12 protein-coding genes and 2 pseudogenes are annotated in these 16,905 nt (G+C 70.7%); 7 read left to right on the top strand and 7 right to left on the bottom strand.

The features are described 5' to 3' along the window. Window positions 1–424: 424 nt before the first annotated feature. The 4 genes from OG928_RS43615 (at window position 425) to OG928_RS43600 (ending at window position 3,768) form a co-directional block, all read left to right on the top strand. Window positions 425–1,219: a metalloregulator ArsR/SmtB family transcription factor gene (locus OG928_RS43615; RefSeq protein ID WP_331767578.1), complete on the top strand. Its 795-nt coding sequence runs from the start codon at window positions 425–427 to the stop codon at window positions 1,217–1,219. Window positions 1,220–1,343: 124 nt separating this feature from the next. Beyond that, entirely contained in the window at window positions 1,344–1,853 is a 510-nt protein-coding gene (locus OG928_RS43610) for a hypothetical protein (protein WP_331767577.1), read from the top strand. A gap of 547 nt (window positions 1,854–2,400) precedes the next feature. Beyond that, window positions 2,401–2,985 (top strand): hypothetical protein, encoded by a 585-nt coding sequence (locus OG928_RS43605; RefSeq protein ID WP_331767576.1) that lies wholly within the window; start codon window positions 2,401–2,403, stop codon window positions 2,983–2,985. Between the two features lie 414 nt (window positions 2,986–3,399). Continuing rightward, window positions 3,400–3,768 (top strand): VOC family protein, encoded by a 369-nt coding sequence (locus OG928_RS43600; protein ID WP_331767575.1) that lies wholly within the window; start codon window positions 3,400–3,402, stop codon window positions 3,766–3,768. Between the two features lie 94 nt (window positions 3,769–3,862). Here OG928_RS43600 and OG928_RS43595 read toward each other — a convergent pair whose 3' ends face one another. The 4 genes from OG928_RS43595 to OG928_RS43580 all read right to left on the bottom strand — a co-directional run bounded on the left by OG928_RS43595 (window position 3,863) and on the right by OG928_RS43580 (window position 8,655). Continuing rightward, the gene (locus OG928_RS43595) at window positions 3,863–5,125 is read right to left on the bottom strand and encodes a DUF2201 family putative metallopeptidase (RefSeq protein ID WP_331767574.1); all 1,263 of its coding nucleotides are present in this window, start codon (window positions 5,123–5,125) and stop codon (window positions 3,863–3,865) included. Beyond that, the gene (locus OG928_RS43590) at window positions 5,122–6,408 is read right to left on the bottom strand and encodes an AAA family ATPase (RefSeq protein ID WP_331767573.1); all 1,287 of its coding nucleotides are present in this window, start codon (window positions 6,406–6,408) and stop codon (window positions 5,122–5,124) included. The genes OG928_RS43595 and OG928_RS43590 overlap by 4 nt, the downstream gene beginning before the upstream one ends. A 59-nt stretch (window positions 6,409–6,467) precedes the next feature. Further along, on the bottom strand, window positions 6,468–7,877 hold the full coding sequence (locus OG928_RS43585) for a hypothetical protein (RefSeq protein WP_331767572.1): 1,410 nt from the start codon (window positions 7,875–7,877) through the stop codon (window positions 6,468–6,470). 367 nt (window positions 7,878–8,244) lie between these two features. After that, a complete protein-coding gene (locus OG928_RS43580; RefSeq protein ID WP_331767571.1) occupies window positions 8,245–8,655 on the bottom strand; it encodes a Fur family transcriptional regulator in 411 nt (136 codons plus the stop codon). A gap of 215 nt (window positions 8,656–8,870) precedes the next feature. Here OG928_RS43580 and OG928_RS43575 point away from each other — a divergent pair. The 3 genes and pseudogenes from OG928_RS43575 to OG928_RS43565 all read left to right on the top strand — a co-directional run bounded on the left by OG928_RS43575 (window position 8,871) and on the right by OG928_RS43565 (window position 12,317). Continuing rightward, window positions 8,871–9,295, top strand: a pseudogene (locus OG928_RS43575) (transcriptional repressor). Next, window positions 9,265–11,490 (top strand): catalase/peroxidase HPI, encoded by a 2,226-nt coding sequence (gene katG / locus OG928_RS43570; protein WP_331767570.1) that lies wholly within the window; start codon window positions 9,265–9,267, stop codon window positions 11,488–11,490. The pseudogene OG928_RS43575 and the gene katG overlap by 31 nt, the downstream one beginning before the upstream one ends. Window positions 11,491–11,798: 308 nt before the next feature. Further along, the gene (locus OG928_RS43565; RefSeq protein WP_331767569.1) at window positions 11,799–12,317 is read left to right on the top strand and encodes a pyridoxamine 5'-phosphate oxidase family protein; all 519 of its coding nucleotides are present in this window, start codon (window positions 11,799–11,801) and stop codon (window positions 12,315–12,317) included. Between the two features lie 432 nt (window positions 12,318–12,749). On the opposite strand, the pseudogene OG928_RS43560 reads toward OG928_RS43565, so the two are convergent. From OG928_RS43560 to OG928_RS43550, 3 genes and pseudogenes are all read right to left on the bottom strand, one after another. Next, window positions 12,750–12,851 (bottom strand): annotated as a pseudogene (locus OG928_RS43560) (chloramphenicol phosphotransferase); the annotation flags it as partial. Window positions 12,852–13,150: 299 nt separating this feature from the next. Next, window positions 13,151–13,351, bottom strand: a complete 201-nt coding sequence (locus tag OG928_RS43555; RefSeq protein ID WP_331767568.1) for a DUF5988 family protein — start codon at window positions 13,349–13,351, stop codon at window positions 13,151–13,153. Between the two features lie 176 nt (window positions 13,352–13,527). Beyond that, window positions 13,528–16,854 carry a S8 family serine peptidase gene (locus OG928_RS43550; RefSeq protein WP_331767567.1) on the bottom strand — a complete coding sequence of 1,109 codons (3,327 nt, stop codon included), beginning with the start codon at window positions 16,852–16,854 and terminating at the stop codon, window positions 13,528–13,530. Window positions 16,855–16,905 lie beyond the last annotated feature (51 nt).

The following is a 16,905-nucleotide window of genomic DNA, read 5'->3' as shown; positions in this document are numbered from 1 at the left end:
CCACGGAATCGCCGGATGCCTCGCGGCGGCGTTCCGCCACGTCCGGGTATCGCTCGACTCAAGATGGTCCCCCTTCCGCCCGGAAGGTGATCCCGGACGCGAAGCGACGCCGATCAGGGTGCTGTGGTGCCGTACGCGCCCACGACGTCGAGCTGATTCGGCAGAAACCCGACGCCTGTCACCCACCAACCGTCGGGTCGCAGCGGTGGCGGGAGTTCGGGCCGGGCGTCCGGACACTAGAGGCGCAAGTGACTACAGAGGCAGAGGAGGGTGAGACTTCTTTACTAACTCTTTACTAACACACTCCGGCGGGGCGCGGTCCGCATCCACCACTCACGGAAGGGATCGGGTGAAGGTGACTCGTCGTTGACATTAGGCAGGTGATTACCTGCATAATTGAAGGGTGAGCCTCGAAGCGAGAGCGATGGACTCGGTTTTCAAAGCACTGGCCGACCCCACCCGACGACTCCTGCTCGACCGTCTGCACGAGCACAACGGGCAGACGCTGCGCGAGCTCTGCGAACGCCTGGACATGGCGCGCCAGTCGGCGACACAGCACCTCGACATTCTCGAGCGGGCCAACCTCGTGACCGTCGTTCGGCGCGGACGGGAACGACTTCACTACCTCAACCCGGTGCCGATCCACGAGATAGACGAGCGCTGGATCTCGGGGTTCGACAAGCCCCGCCTCCAAGCGATCAGTGCCATCCGAAACCAGGCAGAGGAGTACGCCATGACCGACACCAACGGACCCACACCCGTGCCGACCTACGTCTACGTCACCTACATCCGCGCCGGCGCGGAGCAGGTGTGGCAAGCCCTGACGGACGCGGACCTGACGGCGCGCTACTGGGGACACGCCAACGTTTCGGACTGGCAGCCCGGCTCGAAGTGGGAGCACCGACGCGTCGACGGATCAGGCGCCGTCGATGTCGTCGGTCGGGTGATCGAGGCCGAGCCCCCGACGCGCCTGGTCATCACCTTCGAGGACGCCCCCGACGCCGAATCGCCGAGGGAACCGTCGGTCGTCACCTTCCTCGTCGAACCGCACCACGACATCGTCCGACTCACCGTGACCCACGAGAACCTGGCCAACCTGGAGATGCTCGGCGGCATCTCGCGTGGATGGCCGGCGGTGCTGGCGAACCTCAAGTCGCTGCTGGAAACCGGTGAGACCCTCCCGCAAGCACCATGGGAGATGTCCCCCGCGCACGACTGAGCCGGCAGCCGCCGCAGCCCGTCCCGTATTCACCGCGCTTCACCCCGCATGACCCCGCATCACCTCGCTTCACCCCGCATCACCTCGCCTCACCCGCGCACGACCGCAGAAAGAGGAAGACACGATGGACACCGCCTCGCTTCGGGACGCCTACCGAGCACTGCTGGACGCCGCTGCCACAGTGGCCGACTCCGGCGACACGAGCCCCGTCCCGCCGGCCGGCGAGTGGAACGCCGACCAGATCCTCGCGCACGTCGCGATCGTCAACGCCACCACCATCGCAACCGTCTCCTCGGTCGCCACGGGAGCAATCGCGACGTACGACAACCGCGTCGCGCTCGACACCTGGACCATCGACCGCGTCACCGCGCTCGCCGGCGGCAACAAGGGGCTCCGGGACCGCATCCGTCTCCAAGGAGACGCCCTGTGCGCACTCGGCGGACCGATGCTGAGCGAGGCCGAACTCGACACACCGGTGCCCACCCTGCTCCTGTCCAACGACATGATGCTGGTCGATCAGCCCGTGCCGCTGAGGGACCTCATCACCGGCCTCGCGGAAGTGGAACTGCCCGGCCACACGAAGCAACTCCTGGCTCTCCTGCCGGAAGACACCGGGGCCGAAGCCACAACCTGATCTTCTCCAGGTCACCCGAGACGTGCACACCGGTCGGGAGTTCGAGCTCGGCGGATACGAGGCGTTCCGCTTCGGTGTGGCCGACCGGCCGTTCTACCAGTCCGCGCACATGTCGCGGGCTCCGTTGCCGGAGAGATGGTGGTCGGAGATCCAACCGTGTGTACCCACGCTGGGGACGAGGGGTATTGCCGAGCACAGGCGTCATCGAGACGTCCTTCGGGTTGGCCTCCTCGGTAGGCCCTCAGCCGACGACGTCGTGTCGGAGTAGGCGGCCGCAGTCGCGTTCGTCCCGATGCTCGCGCTTCACGCGGGTCGAGGACCGGGGCGTTTCCGGGGAAGCGGTTCGGGGCGGCCGGTGGACGCCGGTGTCCAATCCGGTGGCGGGCGGCCGGTCCGTGGCCCGGCGTTCTCGATGGTAGATCGAAGGATCCGGATGTCCACGAAAAGGGGCCTTTCGTACACGCGGCGTACCGCGACGGGTGATCATGTGCGCATCCCGGGCGGGGACCGTCCCGCCCACGGGTACGTCGAGCGAAGGAGTCGTCGGATGGCGTCGTCGGTTGAGCAACTGCGTGTGGCACTGGAGCGCGAGGCCGAGGAACTGGCCGTGCGCCGCGAGGAATTGGAGACGGAACTCGCCGAGGTGGAACGGCAACTCGAAGCCCGCCGCAACGCGGTCGCGCACCTGGCCCTGATCCGCCCCCTCGTGCCCCGCCCGCGCCAGGAGGTCGTACCGGCGACGCCGGCGGACACGGTCCCTGGCGACAGCAAGGTCCCCGACCGGGCCGAGCGTTCCGAATCCACCGGCGGCGGGACACGCCCGCCCAAGGCCGCGACGCGCAAGCGGGCCGCCCGAGCCCAGGCGACATCCGCGCCCGCGAGGAAGGCGACCCGGGTCGTGACCACCGCCCCCGTACCTGCCAAACCGCGCCCGGTTCGCACCCGGCTGCGCGACGAGATCGCCACACTCCTCGCCGCCACCGGCCAACCCATGAACGCCCGCCAACTCACCGAAGCCCTCGGCGAGAACCCCACCAAGAGCCGCCTGGAAAGCGTGCGCACCTCCGCCGAGGGCCTGATCAAGGCCGGACGCGCCGCCAAGGCCGGACGCGGCCTGTTCACCACCACCTGACCCGACGTCACCGGGCCGCCGGCGCCGCACCCGCTGGTACGCACAAGAAGGTGATGCGGTATGCGGTCGGGTGAACGGGGAGCGGGCCCGAGGCCGTTGTCGGTGCGGGCGACTACATTCCCCTGTACCGCCGGAGACTTGCCCCCCAACCAGGTCCGGTGGTGTGTACCGAACGGTCCGCCGCCCCCATAAGCACCCCTCCGGGGCGACGGACCGTTCGCACTCGACGACGACCGACCACCACGCTCAAACCGGCCGATGATGCTCCGTCGCGCCTTGCGTGGGGGTGGGGGTGTCACTCTTTGCTGCGGCTCGACGTTGACGTAAATCAGCTCGCGAGGCGTGGAGTTGATCACTACGGTGTGACGCCACACGAGTTCGAACCCGCAGCATGATGGCTGTCACGGAGTTGCCATGCCCCCACAGATGAAGCTGACGGCGATCACACTCGACTGCGCCGATCCCGAGGCGCTGGCCGCGTTCTATCGGCGGGCCACCGGATTCGAGCTTCACCCCACATCCGACAGTGACTTCGCCGGCCTCACCCGCGAGGACGGACTCTTCATCGGCTTCCAACGGGTCGACGACTACCAGCCCCCGCGCTGGCCCGCCCAAACCGTGCCACAACAAATCCACCTCGACTTCGCGGTCGACGACCTCGACGAGGCCGAGGCCCTGCTATTGAAGTTGGGCGCGACCAAGCCGGAACACCAACCGGGCGGACACAGATGGCGAATCTTCACCGACCCGGCCGGGCATCCCTTCTGCCTGACCAGAGCCTGACGCGATCCATGCAACAGACCGAAAACGATCGCCCGTGGCCGCTGGACGGCGACTTGGGTTCGGGAGGGATTCGTCCGCGCCGTCCTGACAGGGCTCAACGATTCGTGGAAGTCGGGTCGCCGATGACGACGACTCGGGCCCACTCGGGCGGTGCGTCCGGGACGTAGTCGGGATCGTTCTCGTCCCACGACTGGGCTGCCCACTGCCGGGGGAAGAGACCCACCACCGTGCGGCACGGTGGTCGCGTGGACGGCCAGGGTGTCTGGCCGTCGGTCAGCACCACGATGACGTCCGGTCGGGGCTGGGCTCGGAGCGCCCTGGCAAAACCCGCGCGTAGGTCCGTGCCCCCACCGCCCACCAGCGGAATTCCCTCGGCACGGCACAGCGGGTGCACGATCTGGGCCGCGGCGTCGCATGGCAGCACGCTGATCAGGTCGCGACGGCCGCCCACGGCGCGGGAGATCGCGGCCACCTCGAGGAGCGCGCCGCCCAGTTCGGCGTCGCTGACCGACCCGGAGGTGTCGATGATCACGGCAACCCGAGGCGGCCTACGCCGCAGGCTCGGCAAAACAGCGCGGGGCACCCCGGCCGAACGTCGCGACGGCCGGGCGTAGGTGTAGTCCTCGCCCGCGCCGGCGCCGGAGGTTGCCGAGCGGACCGCCGCTCCGAGCAACTCCCGCCACGGCTGCGGCGGGTGGAACGCCTCCTGCGCCCATCGCTGCCACCCCTTCGGGGCGTCCCCCGGGCGGGCGGCGATGCCCTGCGCCACCCGGAACCGGACCGCGTCCCGTTCCTGCGCGCTGAGGCCGTGCGCGCCGTCGGGTCCCAGCTCCCATTCCCGTTCCAGTCCGTCGGCGCCGCTGCCGCAGTCCAGCCAAACCAGGCTCTGCGTATGGCGCCCGAGCCGGAACCGGCGCAGGTAGTCCTCCATGAGCTCCCCGTCGTCCAGACCCAAGGACCGCGGCTCGACGGCGCCTTCGGGCCGGACCAACCCGTCGCCGAACACGTCGTCGTTGATCTCGCAGTCCGCGGCGATGTTCATCCGAAGCCGCTCCCCCGGGCCGGTCAGCCCGCGCTCCCGCGCGACCCGGTCGCTGCGTCCGTGATGGTCGCGCAGCAGGTGCGACACCTCGTGCACCCATACCCCGGCGAGTTCCTCCACCGGTGTGCGATCCACGAACACCGGCGAGACGTAGCACCGCCAGTGACGGTCGACGGCCATGGTCGGAACCCGCCGCGACTCCACTGTGTGCAGGGCGAACAGCGCCGTCGCCAAGTAGGGCCGGACCCGGGCGGCGTGCAGTCGGGCGGCGAAGAGCTTGTCGAGGTCGAGGGTCCCGGGTGCGTCCGGGATCATCGGCCGACCTCCGCAACGACCGCGGCCCGGGCCGCCGCGCGGTCTGCTCGCCGGGACAGGGACACCGCTCCGGCGAGCCGCTCGATCGATGCCGGTACGTCCCAGTCCTCGTGGCGCAGCGTGGCGAGGGTGGTCGCGGGGACGACCACCAGGTCCGGGGCTCCGGTCTCCATCGCCCGGACCAGAAGCGCCCATGCCGCGTCCCATCGGGACTTCTCCGGGCGGTTGCGGACCGCGTCCACGACACCGTCGAGCACGGCTTGGCGCAGGTCTCCGCGCTCGGGCAGGACGGCACCCGTCGGGTCGGCGAGAAGCGTCTCCGGGTCGGGGAGGTCCATCCGATCCAGGCTCGCCAGCAGCTCCAGCCCCGGTCCGTCCCCCACGGTGCCCCTGACCAGCAGGGAGAGTACTTCCCGGGAGGAGCCGGCCGCGGTCGCGAAGGCGGTCAGGCACAGTGCCATCTCCCAGCTTCGCGGTGACGGCCAGGGGCCGCCCCGGCGAGTTTCGTTGCTCGGCAGCCGGTGCACGAGCGCGGGGCGGGCGGAGAGGAGCCCGCACACCGCACGGCGGGCGAAGGCCACGGCCTCCGACAGTCCCTGCGGGTCGAGCCGTGGCAGCGTTGCCAGCGGCCATGTCCCACCGAGGCCTCGTACCACGACCTCGTGGTCATGCGTCCACTGAAGATGGACGAATCGGTTGGCCAGTGGCGGGCTCAGCTCCCAGCCGTCGGCCGCCGAGGATCGCGGATTGGCGGCGGCCACGATCCGGACCCCGGGGGGCAGTTGCAGGGCGCCGATCCGCCGCTCGAGCACGAGGCGAAGCAGGGCGGCTTGAACGGCCGGCGGCGCGGTGGACAGTTCGTCCAGGAACAGCAGCCCTTGGCCGGCCCGTACCAGTCGCACCGCCCAATCCGGCGGGGCCATCGGGACACCGTGTTCCGCGGGATCGTCTCCGACTATGGGCAGCCCCGAGAAGTCGGACGGCTCGTGCACGCTGGCGATCACTGTGGTCAGCGGAAGATCCAGGGCCGCGGCAAGCTGTGTCAGGGCTGCGGTCTTGCCGATCCCCGGCTCACCCCACAGGAGTACGGGCAGGTCGGCGGCCACAGCCAGGGTCAAGGCCTCCAGTTGCGTGTCGGCGCGTGGTTCGGTGGTGGCGTCGCGCAGCAGGGCCAGCAACTCGCCGGCAACGTCGAGCTGGGATGCGTCGGCCGGTGCGGAGGGGGCGTCGGTTGGGGCTTCGGTTGGGGCTTCGGTTGGGGCAAGCGGGGTGTATGTGGGCATGTTCGATCACCTTTGGGTTCGTGGTGGGGCGAGCGGGTGCGGGGACGGATGTCCCCGGGTCAGCTGAAGAGCGCGTGACGCGGGCGGGAGCGGCGGTCACGGGAACGGCGCCGATTCGGGTGGATCCGGGTGGGTTCCGACCCGACCAGGCCGGCCCTGAACAGGCCGTAGGTGATCCGCCGCAGCGCGGCCGCCTCGAGTTCGTCCCGTAGAGCGCCGCCGCGCAGCAGTGCGTCGGGGCCCAGCAGGCCCTCTACGACGGCCAGCGCACCGGCGATGTCGCCGTGGTCCAGGCGTTCTCGGACGCCGACGAGGCAGTCCGGTTGACGGTGCGCCTCATCGATCGCCTGCAGGCAGGGAAGCGGAGTACCGGACAGTGCGGCCAGCAGTTCCTCCCGGCGGATCTCGGCCGGGTCGTGGTCCAGCGGTGCCAGTACCCCGTTGACCAGGCCGATCCGGTGCCGAGCTCCCCGGCACTCCACCAGACGCGGTTGGCCTTCCCGGTCCGAAACCCGGGCCGAACCGGCCGGCGAATGATCCGGTACCAGTGCCGAGGCGACCAGCGGGTGCAGCCGATCGACCTCGATCGCACCGGTGCGGATCAGTTCCAGGTCGGGCAGCACCCAGGTCGCCGCGTCGGGCAGGACCGGCAGCGCGGAGGCGCCGCCGTCGGCGGACGCCGCGGTGATCCGCAGTACGGGTGGCCCGAGGCCGTCCCGGTCCGCGACCAGGTCCAGGGCCAGCCGATGTCGCCCCCCGAGCCGCACGTCGACGGTACCGGTGGGCCGCCCCTCGGCCTGGAGCAGAATGCTCGCCTCGGCCGCCCACCGGTCGACGGCACAGCGGCGTCCCTCCGGCACCATCCCCGGCAATTCCGGGTTGATCACAGGACGGCCGTCGGCGGGCAGCGGATCGACCCCGGACCGGATCCGCAGTTCATCGGTTCTGCGCGCGTCCCACAGGTGGCGATGCAGGTCGAGGCGGAACCGCCGGTGGGGATGGGGATGAGGGTATGGACGATGCGCGTCGCCCGCCCCGCGGTCGGATCCGTCCCACAGCGCGAGGCTGATCCGCTGGCCGGCATCCGCCCAAGCCGGCGCGGTCCGGGCCACGAGGTGCACCGGGCGTTCGCCGTCACGCCCCTCGGTGTCGTACCGGGCCAGAGCGATGGTCAGACCCGGCCGCAGCAGCCCGTCGGGAGCGATCCTCGGCATGTGCCAGCGCAACAGGTCAGGCGCCAAGTGGCGGAGATCGCCCCGGACCCGGGCTGCGAGATCCCGGCCATGGGTGCGCGCCATGGAACGCAGATTGAGATCGACATCGATGCGTGCGGCGGCGCACGCCCCTGCCCAATCCCCGGCACAACGGCGGGCGGTGGCAGTCTCGATCATGGACGGCGGCACGGCGAACTCACGCACGCGCGGCCAGAAGGAAAGGCGGGAATCCCTATTCGCGGTTCGAGTGAGCATCAGCACTCACCTTGCGCGGATGGGACCCCCAATCCGAGAACAGAATGAGTGGTCATCGCGGGGAGCATAGCGCTCCCGACTCGCGGTCTGCCAGGTACTTCCGTGCGAAGCACCACCCGATCCCTGATGGCGAACTCGGGTGCACGGACTACGAGTCGGTCCCCACGGCGCCTGTCGGCTCCGCCGGTGTCTCGGGGAGTCGACCATGCGGTGGTGAACGGTGGGTCGGCGCGGTGCGCGTCATGTTGCGTCGACCGTCCGAAACAAGAGTGCCGATGTCAACTTCGCGTTGTCACAGGGCCGTTCGCCGTTCGAGCGACCGCGACTCGCCGCGCAGCGCCGCCCTCCTGAACAGGGCGGGCGTTGCCTACGCGCAGGATGGGCACAGCCCGCGGTAGGTGACCTCGACGTCGGAGACCGTGAAGCCGAACCGTTCGTCCGCCGGGAGGTCGGCCAGCGGATTGCCGGTCGGGTGGACATCGCGGATGGTGCCGCACTCGGAGCACACCAGGTGCTGGTGCGGGTGGTGTGCGTTGGGGTCGTAGCGCTTGGCGCGGCCGTCGGTGGAGACCTCGATGACCTCGCCGAGGGAGACCAGCTCGCCCAGGGCGTTGTAGACGGTCGCCCGGGAGATCTCGGGCAGCCGCTGTACCGCGCGGGCGTGCACCTCGTCGGCCGTGAGATGCACGTGGTCGCCGTCGAGGACCTCCGCAACGACACGCCGCTGGGAGGTCATCCGCCAGCCGCGCTCCCGCAGTCGCTCCAGCAGGTCACTCATATCGGTTCACCTATTCAGGTTCGGTGGGGTGCCCGAAGTTTACCGGTGGACGTCCGGGTTCCGGTTGGATATGGGTTTGGCGCGCATCTTGACTTGGACTCTGTCCATCGTAGGATCGGTTCCGACGCTAGCCAAGGGGTAGGAAGACTCCATAAGGCGGGAGACAGAGACGTGACAGGACCACCGCCGGGGAGCCGCGCGGTGCCGGAGCGCCGGTGACGGCCACCAATGTCGCGCCGCTCGAGACCGTCCGAGATGGCGACCACCTCGACGTCGAGGCGATCGCCACCGGGGTGCGCGATCGCGTGGACCATGTCTCCCTTCACATCGTGTGTGCGGCCCTCGACGCGCTCGACGCCCTCGACGCGCACATGGCGGCGCGATTCGTACGCCGCATCGACCCGGCCGGCGGCTCGGCCCGGTTCGAGGAACGCGCCGTGTCGTCGCCGACGTCGACCGCGCGGTCGGCGAGGCGTCCTGCCCGACCGCGTCCGACGACCACGGGCTCTCGATCGACGAGGCCGAGGTCGTCAGTCGGGGCCTGTGCCCCGACCGTTCCACCGCCCACAGTTCCGAGCACCGCGATCCGCCTGGTCCGGAAGGAATCCCATGTCTGAGAACCATGATGCAATCGTCGTAGACGCGAAGACGGAGGGCGGGGGTGGGTGCCCCGTGGCGCGCGCCCCGCACCCGACTCAGGGCGGCGGAAACCGCCAGTGGTGGCCGGAGCGGCTCAACCTGAAAATCCTTGCCAAGAACCCCGCCGTGGCCAACCCCCTCGGCGAGGATTTCGACTACGCCGAGGCGTTCAAGACCCTCGACCTCCCGACCGTGAAGCAGGACATCGCCGAGGTCCTGACGACTTCGCAGGACTGGTGGCCGGCCGACTACGGCAACTACGGCCCGTTCATGATCCGGATGGCGTGGCACAGCGCGGGCACCTACCGGATCAGCGACGGCCGCGGCGGCGCCGGGGCCGGCCAGCAGCGCTTCGCCCCCCTCAACAGCTGGCCGGACAACGCGAGCCTCGACAAGGCCCGCCGCCTGCTGTGGCCGGTCAAGAAGAAGTACGGCCGGAGTCTGTCGTGGGCCGACCTGATGATCCTCGCCGGCAATGTCGCCCTGGAGTCGATGGGCTTCGAGACCTTCGGCTTCGGCGGCGGTCGTGCGGACGTCTGGGAGCCGGACGAGGACGTCTACTGGGGCCCCGAGACCACCTGGCTCGGCGACGAGCGCTACACCGGCGACCGGGATCTGGAGAACCCTCTCGGCGCGGTCCAGATGGGCCTCATCTACGTCAACCCGGAGGGCCCGAACGGCAACCCGGACCCGCTCGCCGCGGCCCGCGACATCCGTGAGACGTTCCGCCGAATGGCGATGAACGACGAGGAGACGGTCGCCCTGATCGCGGGCGGCCACACCTTCGGCAAGACGCACGGCGCCGGCCCGTCGGACCACATCGGCCCCGATCCCGAGGCTGCCCCGCTCGAACAGCAGGGCCTCGGCTGGCGGAGCTCCTTCGGCACCGGCAAGGGCGCCGACGCGATCACCAGCGGTCTCGAGGGTGCGTGGACGCACACTCCGGTGACCTGGGACAACAGCTTCCTCGAGATCCTGTTCGGTCACGAGTGGGAGCTGAGCAAGAGCCCCGCCGGTGCGCACCAGTGGAAGCCGAAGGACGGCGGCGGTGCGGGTACCGTCCCCGACGCCCACGACCCGTCGAAGAGCCACGCGCCGACGATGCTGACGACCGACCTCTCGCTCCGGTTCGACCCGGCCTACGAGCAGATCTCGCGACGTTTCCTGGAGAACCCCGACGCGTTCGCGGACGCCTTCGCCCGGGCGTGGTTCAAGCTGACCCACCGCGACATGGGCCCGGTCGTGCGCTACCTCGGCCCGGAGGTCCCGGCCGAGACGCTGTTGTGGCAGGACCCCCTTCCCGCGGTGACGCACGAGCTCGTCGACGCCGAGGACATCGCCTCGCTCAAGAGCCAGGTCCTCGCCTCGGGCCTGTCGGCGTCCCGGCTCGTGTCCGCCGCGTGGGCGTCGGCCTCGTCCTTCCGCGGCAGCGACAAGCGAGGCGGCGCCAACGGTGCGCGCATCCGCCTCCAGCCGCAGAGCGGGTGGGAGGCCAACGACCCCGACGAGCTGGCGACGGTGCTGCGCACCCTGGAGGGGATCCAGGAAGCCTTCAACGCCGCCCGGACCGGCGGCAAGCAGATCTCGTTCGCCGACCTGATCGTGCTCGCCGGTGGTGCCGCCGTCGAGCAGGCCGCCAAGGACGCCGGCTACCGCGTCGAGGTCCCCTTCACCCCGGGCCGCGTGGACGCGTCGCAGGAGCAGACCGACGTGGAGTCGTTCACCGCGCTCGAGCCGACCGCCGACGGGTTCCGCAACTACCTCGGGAAGGGCAACCGGCTGCCGGCCGAGTACCTGCTGATCGACCGGGCGAACCTGCTGACCCTGAGCGCCCCGGAGATGACGGCCCTCGTCGGTGGCCTCCGCGTCCTGGGCGCGAACCACCAGGAGTCGTCGCTCGGTGTCTTCACCGCGACCCCCGGGTCGTTGACCAACGACTTCTTCGTCAACCTGCTCGACCTGGGCACGACGTGGAAGGCGACGTCCGAGGACGCGAACACCTTCGAGGGTCGCGACGCCGCCACGGGCGAGGTCAAGTGGACCGGCAGCCGTGTCGACCTCCTCTTCGGCTCGAACTCCGAGCTGCGCGCGCTCGCGGAGGTCTACGCGAGCGATGACGCGAAGGAGAAGTTCGTCAACGACTTCGTCGCGGCGTGGGACAAGGTGATGAACCTCGACCGGTTCGACCTCGTCTGACCACGACGTCCGGGTCGGCCGCGCAGGCCGACCCGGACGTCCCCGGTCCGAGGAATCACGGGGCGGCCGGGGAGAGTCGCCACGCCCGGTTCCGCGCGGCCGGGGGGCACGGGCCATGTCCGGAGCGTGCTCGTCCATCCAGGGGCAGCAGAGCAGCAGCAGCGCACATCGACCGAAGAAGCGTCACCTCACGCCGTTGAGCGCTCTCGGCCCCATGGGAACTCGCGGACTCCGCCGATGAGTTTTCCGACGATGGACGGTCCTTCCTGTACAAGGCCCCAGCCGACCGACACCCGAAGGACGCCCCGATGTCGCAGAACGAACCCCGTACCGATCTCGACGCCCGCTACAGCGACCCCGCTGCCGCCGCCACCTCGTGGTCGGAGGCCGTCACACGACTCGCGACCGCCCAGGTGTACTGGCTGAGTACCGTGCGGCCCGAGGGGCGGCCGCACGTCACCCCGCTGTTGGGTGTCTGGTTCGACCACGCGTTGCACTTCTGCACGGGTGCCGAGGAGCGCAAGGCCCGCAACCTCGCCGCCAACCCGAACTGTGTCCTGACCACCGGCGACAACGCCCTGCACGAGGGCCTGGACCTGGTCGTGGAGGGTGCGGCGCTGCCGCTGACGGACCACCTGCGGCTGGGCCGGCTGGCCGACGCCTACCAGGGCAAGTACGGGCCGGATTGGCACTTCGAGGTCCGCGACGGAGCCTTCCACGGCAAGGACGGCAACCGGGCCGTGGTCTACCGCGTCGCGCCGACGACCGTCTTCGGCTTCGGCAAGGGCGTCTACAGCCAGACCCGGTGGCGCTTCGACATCGCCTGACCCGAAGCCGCGCTCCGCCGCGCGCACCGACGGCCACGATTGGGGTCTCCACGCGTCATGGGCGGTGTTCGAGGCCTGCGGTGCGCCCCGAGCAGGCGCAGGGGCACTCGCGCGGGGCTCAGGGCGAAGAGCAGCGGTTCGGTCGATGATCGCGGTGGCTTCGGATGCCGCATGATCGAACCGTGCTGATCGAACTCGTGAGCCTTGCCGAACTCGCCGGCAACTCCCGCATCGCCCGCGTCAAAACCCCCCTCGGCCTCGTCTCGGCGCGCTGGTGTGGGGATCCGGCGGCGGAGCCGGGCGAGTATCGCGTCGAGTGGACGATCGACGACGACATCGCCTGGGGACGGAACGCCGAGTCGGTTGTCGACACCGGGCCCGGGATCCGAGCGAGCGGGTCCCGCGTCGTCCTGCGAGGGCGTGTGCAGCTCACAACACCTGAAGTCCGGCCAATGCCTTCTGCCACCGCCGCTGAGACGACGCTCCGCCGAGGAAGACCTCATCGACGATGACCCGGGCGCCCGCCCGCGCCATGAACGGTGGTTCCGGCGGGCAGGGAGCGTCCGCCGCCCCGGAACACGACTCCCGCGTCCAGGCCCACTGCGGCGACCCGTTCGGCGGTGAAGGGCTCCGATCGCGCTCGCGGTCGGAGCCCTTCACCGTGTCGGCCTGCGGCTCGGGCGGCGTCCTCCCGGCATCGGCGACCGTGGGCGAACGCGAATCGGCCGCGCTCGCGCGATCTCGCCCGCTCGGTCGTCGGCGCGGTTCCGCCGCGGATGGGCAACAGTGTCCCACCCCCTCCGCCGACCGAGCCGAGGTCGTCGTGAAACCGCCTACTCGGCGATCGCCGTGCTGTAGGAGAACCGATAGACCGGGAGTTCTCGGCCGTCGACCACCTCGACGTCATGGGTGCGTTCGAAGTGGACGTGTTGTCCGTAGTGAGCCACTTGCAGCTTGTCCGGCGTGTCCGTGCCCTCCGTGCGATACACCGGGCCAAGACCGGAAGGCCCGCCCACCAACACAATCTCCGTCATCGAGTTCTCCCTAGCCGCACGGATCCGTCCCATGCATCGTTGATCACCCATTGTCCAACAGTGCTTACTGTACGGAATGGCGGATGTCACCTGGTTTCGGACTGGCCGGCCCTCGCGCCGGGCGAGGGCCGCCGCGGGTTCGGCGGCCCTCGTTGTGCTGCTTGTCGGCGGGGACGCTACGGGCGGGCGAAGGCGTAGGCGCGGGTGATGGTTTGGGCCTGGCCGTTGCCGTCGGCGTCGCGCACCGTGGTGCGCAGGGCGACGGCGCCGTCGCCGGTGCCCGGGGCGATCGGCGGGACGATCGCGACGTACTTGGCGCCGCCGATCGGCAGTGCGGTCAACATGTGCCACGTCGTGCCGCCGTCGTAGGACGCCTCGGCCGTGAACGAGCGCACCTTGGGCGCGTCGGCGCCGGCGCCCTCGACCCCGATCCGCAGGACGAACGGGCGGTTTGCCGGCGCATGGCCGTCCTGGTCGAAGTCACCGTCGATCCGGGTCGCGAGCAGGCCGTTGGCGTGTGGCACGCAGCCGGTCGGGCCGGTGGGCCGGGCGGATGCGAACGTCCATTCGGCGGCCACACTCGTCGAGGCGGCGTCGGTGTCGGGCCGGGTCGCGGTCAGGCGCAGGGCGTAGTCCGCCCGTTCGGCGGACATGCCGGTCAGCTCCGGGTAGTCCAGGTCCTGCGTGGTGGACAGTTCGCGGCCGCCCGTGGACAGCGCGAGTCGGCCGGTCCACTCCCCGTCGCTCGCGAATCCCCGGTGCCCGGGGGCGGATGCGGAGAACGGGCGATACTCGCCGTACAGCCCGTCGCCGCAGCGCAACGCGTCGACGACCGGCGCGAGCACCCCGCCGTTCCAGGTTTCGGCCGGGTTGCGTCCGGGCGTGTACGCGGTCACCGGACCGATCTCGGATCGGTAATTGCCGTCGGCGGAGAGCACTCCCTGCCAGGCGACGCGTGGTCCGGCCGAGAGGTATTCGGTCCTGACCTCGGGGAACCGGACGGCGTGGAACCAGCCCGACATGGAGGGGTCCCCGTCCAACGAGGAGAGTCGGGAGTGGGAGCCCTCCTGGGCCCGTCCCTGGCTGCGCAGACGCACCTGCACCGCCGCGAGGTCACGGGTGCGGACTTGGAACGACGGATCCTGCGGGATCCCGCCGTCCTTCGGCAGGGTCAGGTCGTAGTCGACCTTGTCCGCGCCGAAGAAGGCGCGCATCACCAGCGAGTAGGGCCGCGACGTCGTCGGCGTCGCCAGCGCGTACAGTCCGATGTCGGGGTCTTGGACGGTGATGTCGCCGTCGACTCGTCGGCCGGCGATGGTCTGGTTCACGCCGAGCCGGCGCACCACGAGCCGCGCCGCCGGGTTGTCCACCGTGACCGTCGCCGGCTTGGCCAGGCGCGCGTCCAGGGCGATCTCGGTGTCCGCGGTGAGGTTCAGTTCGGGGATGCCGGCCAGGGTCCAACTGCGGCCGTTCGCACCGGAGTCGGTGGAGATCATCGCGCCGACCGTGTATCGGCCCTTGGGCAGCCGGACCACCCGGGCGTCGCCGCGCCGGGTGGTTTCGTAGGGCTTGCCGGTGTCCAGGTCGGCGATCCACAGCGCGCCGGCGGCGAACGGTGCCCCGTCGCGGTCGCGCACGTCCAGGGTCAGGTCGTGCATCTCGCCCTCGGCGTACGCGCTCACCGGCACCCGGATCGCCGGCCCGGTCGGCCCGGCCGGCCCGGTCGCGAGCAGCGTGCCGCCGTGTGCGCCGCCGGCGCCGGACGGGTTCGCGGACAGCACGACGTCCGCGCTGCCGTGCGCCGGCATGGTGATCCGGTCCGTGCCGAGCGTTGTCACGGCCGCCGCGTCGCCGTCCACGCGCAGGTCGAGCCGGATCGGCTCGGCGCCGTCGTTGCGGTACGTCACGGTCTTGGCGACCGGTTCGGTACGGCCCCACTTCGCGTACAGGTTTACGGTGCTCTGGGTCGCGTACACGTCCTGGGTGATCGCGCGTGGCACGTCGAGCCGACCCGCGCCCTGCGCGTACACGCTCGTGTCGGCGGTCGGCGCGGCCGTCTCGACCAGCGCGGCCTTGAGCCGGTCCGCGCGCCAGTCCGGGTGTTGTTGGGCGAGCAGCGCGGCGGCGCCCGCGACGTGCGGGGTGGCCATCGAGGTGCCGCTCTTCGCCGTGTACCGCTGATCGGCGGGCTGGTCGGGCGCCGTGCCGGTGGCCCGGGCCGCGGTGATCGCCACACCGGGCGCGGTGAGTTCGGGCTTGGCGGCGTTGTCGCCTACGCGCGGGCCCTGGCTGGAGAAGTCGGCGAGCTTGTCGCCGTGGTCGACCGCGCCGACCGTGAGCGCCGCGTCGGCGGCCCCCGGATTGCTCACCTTGCCGCCCCGGCGACCGTCGTTGCCCGCCGCGACCACGAACAGCGCGCCGCTCGAGGCGGTCAGGCTGTTCAGCGCGAGCGACATCGGGTCGAGGCCGTCGCCCGGGCAGCTGCTCAGACTCAGATTGACCACGCGCGCGCCCTGTTCCGTCGCCCACTGCATCCCGGCGATGACGCTCGAATCGGTGCCGTGGCCGGTGTCGTCGAGAACCTTGCCGATCAGGAGCCTGGTGTCCGGGGCGACGCCCTTGTAGCGGCTGCCGGATGCGCTGCCGCTGCCGGTGATGATCGAGGCTACGTGCGTGCCGTGGCCGGCCCGGTCGGTGGCGCCGCTCGCGCTTCCGGTGAAGTCGACCGCCTGCTCTACGGCGTCGGTCAGATCCGGATGGGTCGCGTCGATGCCACTGTCCAGGACGGCCGTTCGCACGCCCTGGCCGGTGAAGCCGGCCTGCCACGCGGCGGGTGCGCCGACCTGCGGGACGCTCTTGTCGAGGGCGCCATCGACCCGGCCGTCCAGCCAGATCCGGGTGACCCCCGGCACGAGCGAACGGGCGTGCTGCGCACCGGAGGTGACGGACTGCCAGAACTCGCCGGCGGTCGTGCGGGGCTCGGCGATCGCGCGGGCGCCGATGCTCGGCAGGGCCGTGCCCGGCCGCCGTGCGAGGGTGCTCGGGCCGCCGTTGGACTGCACGATCAACGGCAGGCTGGGGTGCGAGCGGTCGTCGTATCCGGCGGCGAGGAGCGCGGTCACGTCGAACAGGCGGCGGTCCAGGGCGCCTTGGTTCAGCAGGGCGAGGGCATCCGCCGGTACCACGCTGACCGAATCGTCGACGCGCCGCTGCAGGAACGTCATCCGGTCGCGCCCGGGACCGGGCTTGACGGTGATCGCCTCGCGTCCCGCGGGCAGGTGTTCCACCCGGACCTGATCGCCCGTCAGGAGGGTTACGGTGTCGGGCGATCCGCCGGCGGCGCCGGTGGCTCCGGCGCCCCGGGTCGGTGGCCCGGTCGGGGGCTGGGCGGGGGGCTGGGCGGCGAACGCGCCGCCACCGGTCGTCAGTCCGATCGCGAGGGTGAGCGCCCCGATCCGGGCGCCCGCCCTTCGTCGTCGGGCGTGCTGGTCGCGCTGGTGCACGATGTCCTTTCGTCGTCCCCGTGCCGAGTGAGGCGAATCGCCCGACGGGAC

The organism is Embleya sp. NBC_00896 (assembly GCF_045207785.1).
Taxonomy (GTDB): Bacteria; Actinomycetota; Actinomycetes; order Streptomycetales; family Streptomycetaceae; genus Embleya.
Note: the sequence above shows the minus strand (reverse complement) of the source record. Positions and strands in the feature narration are given on the sequence as shown.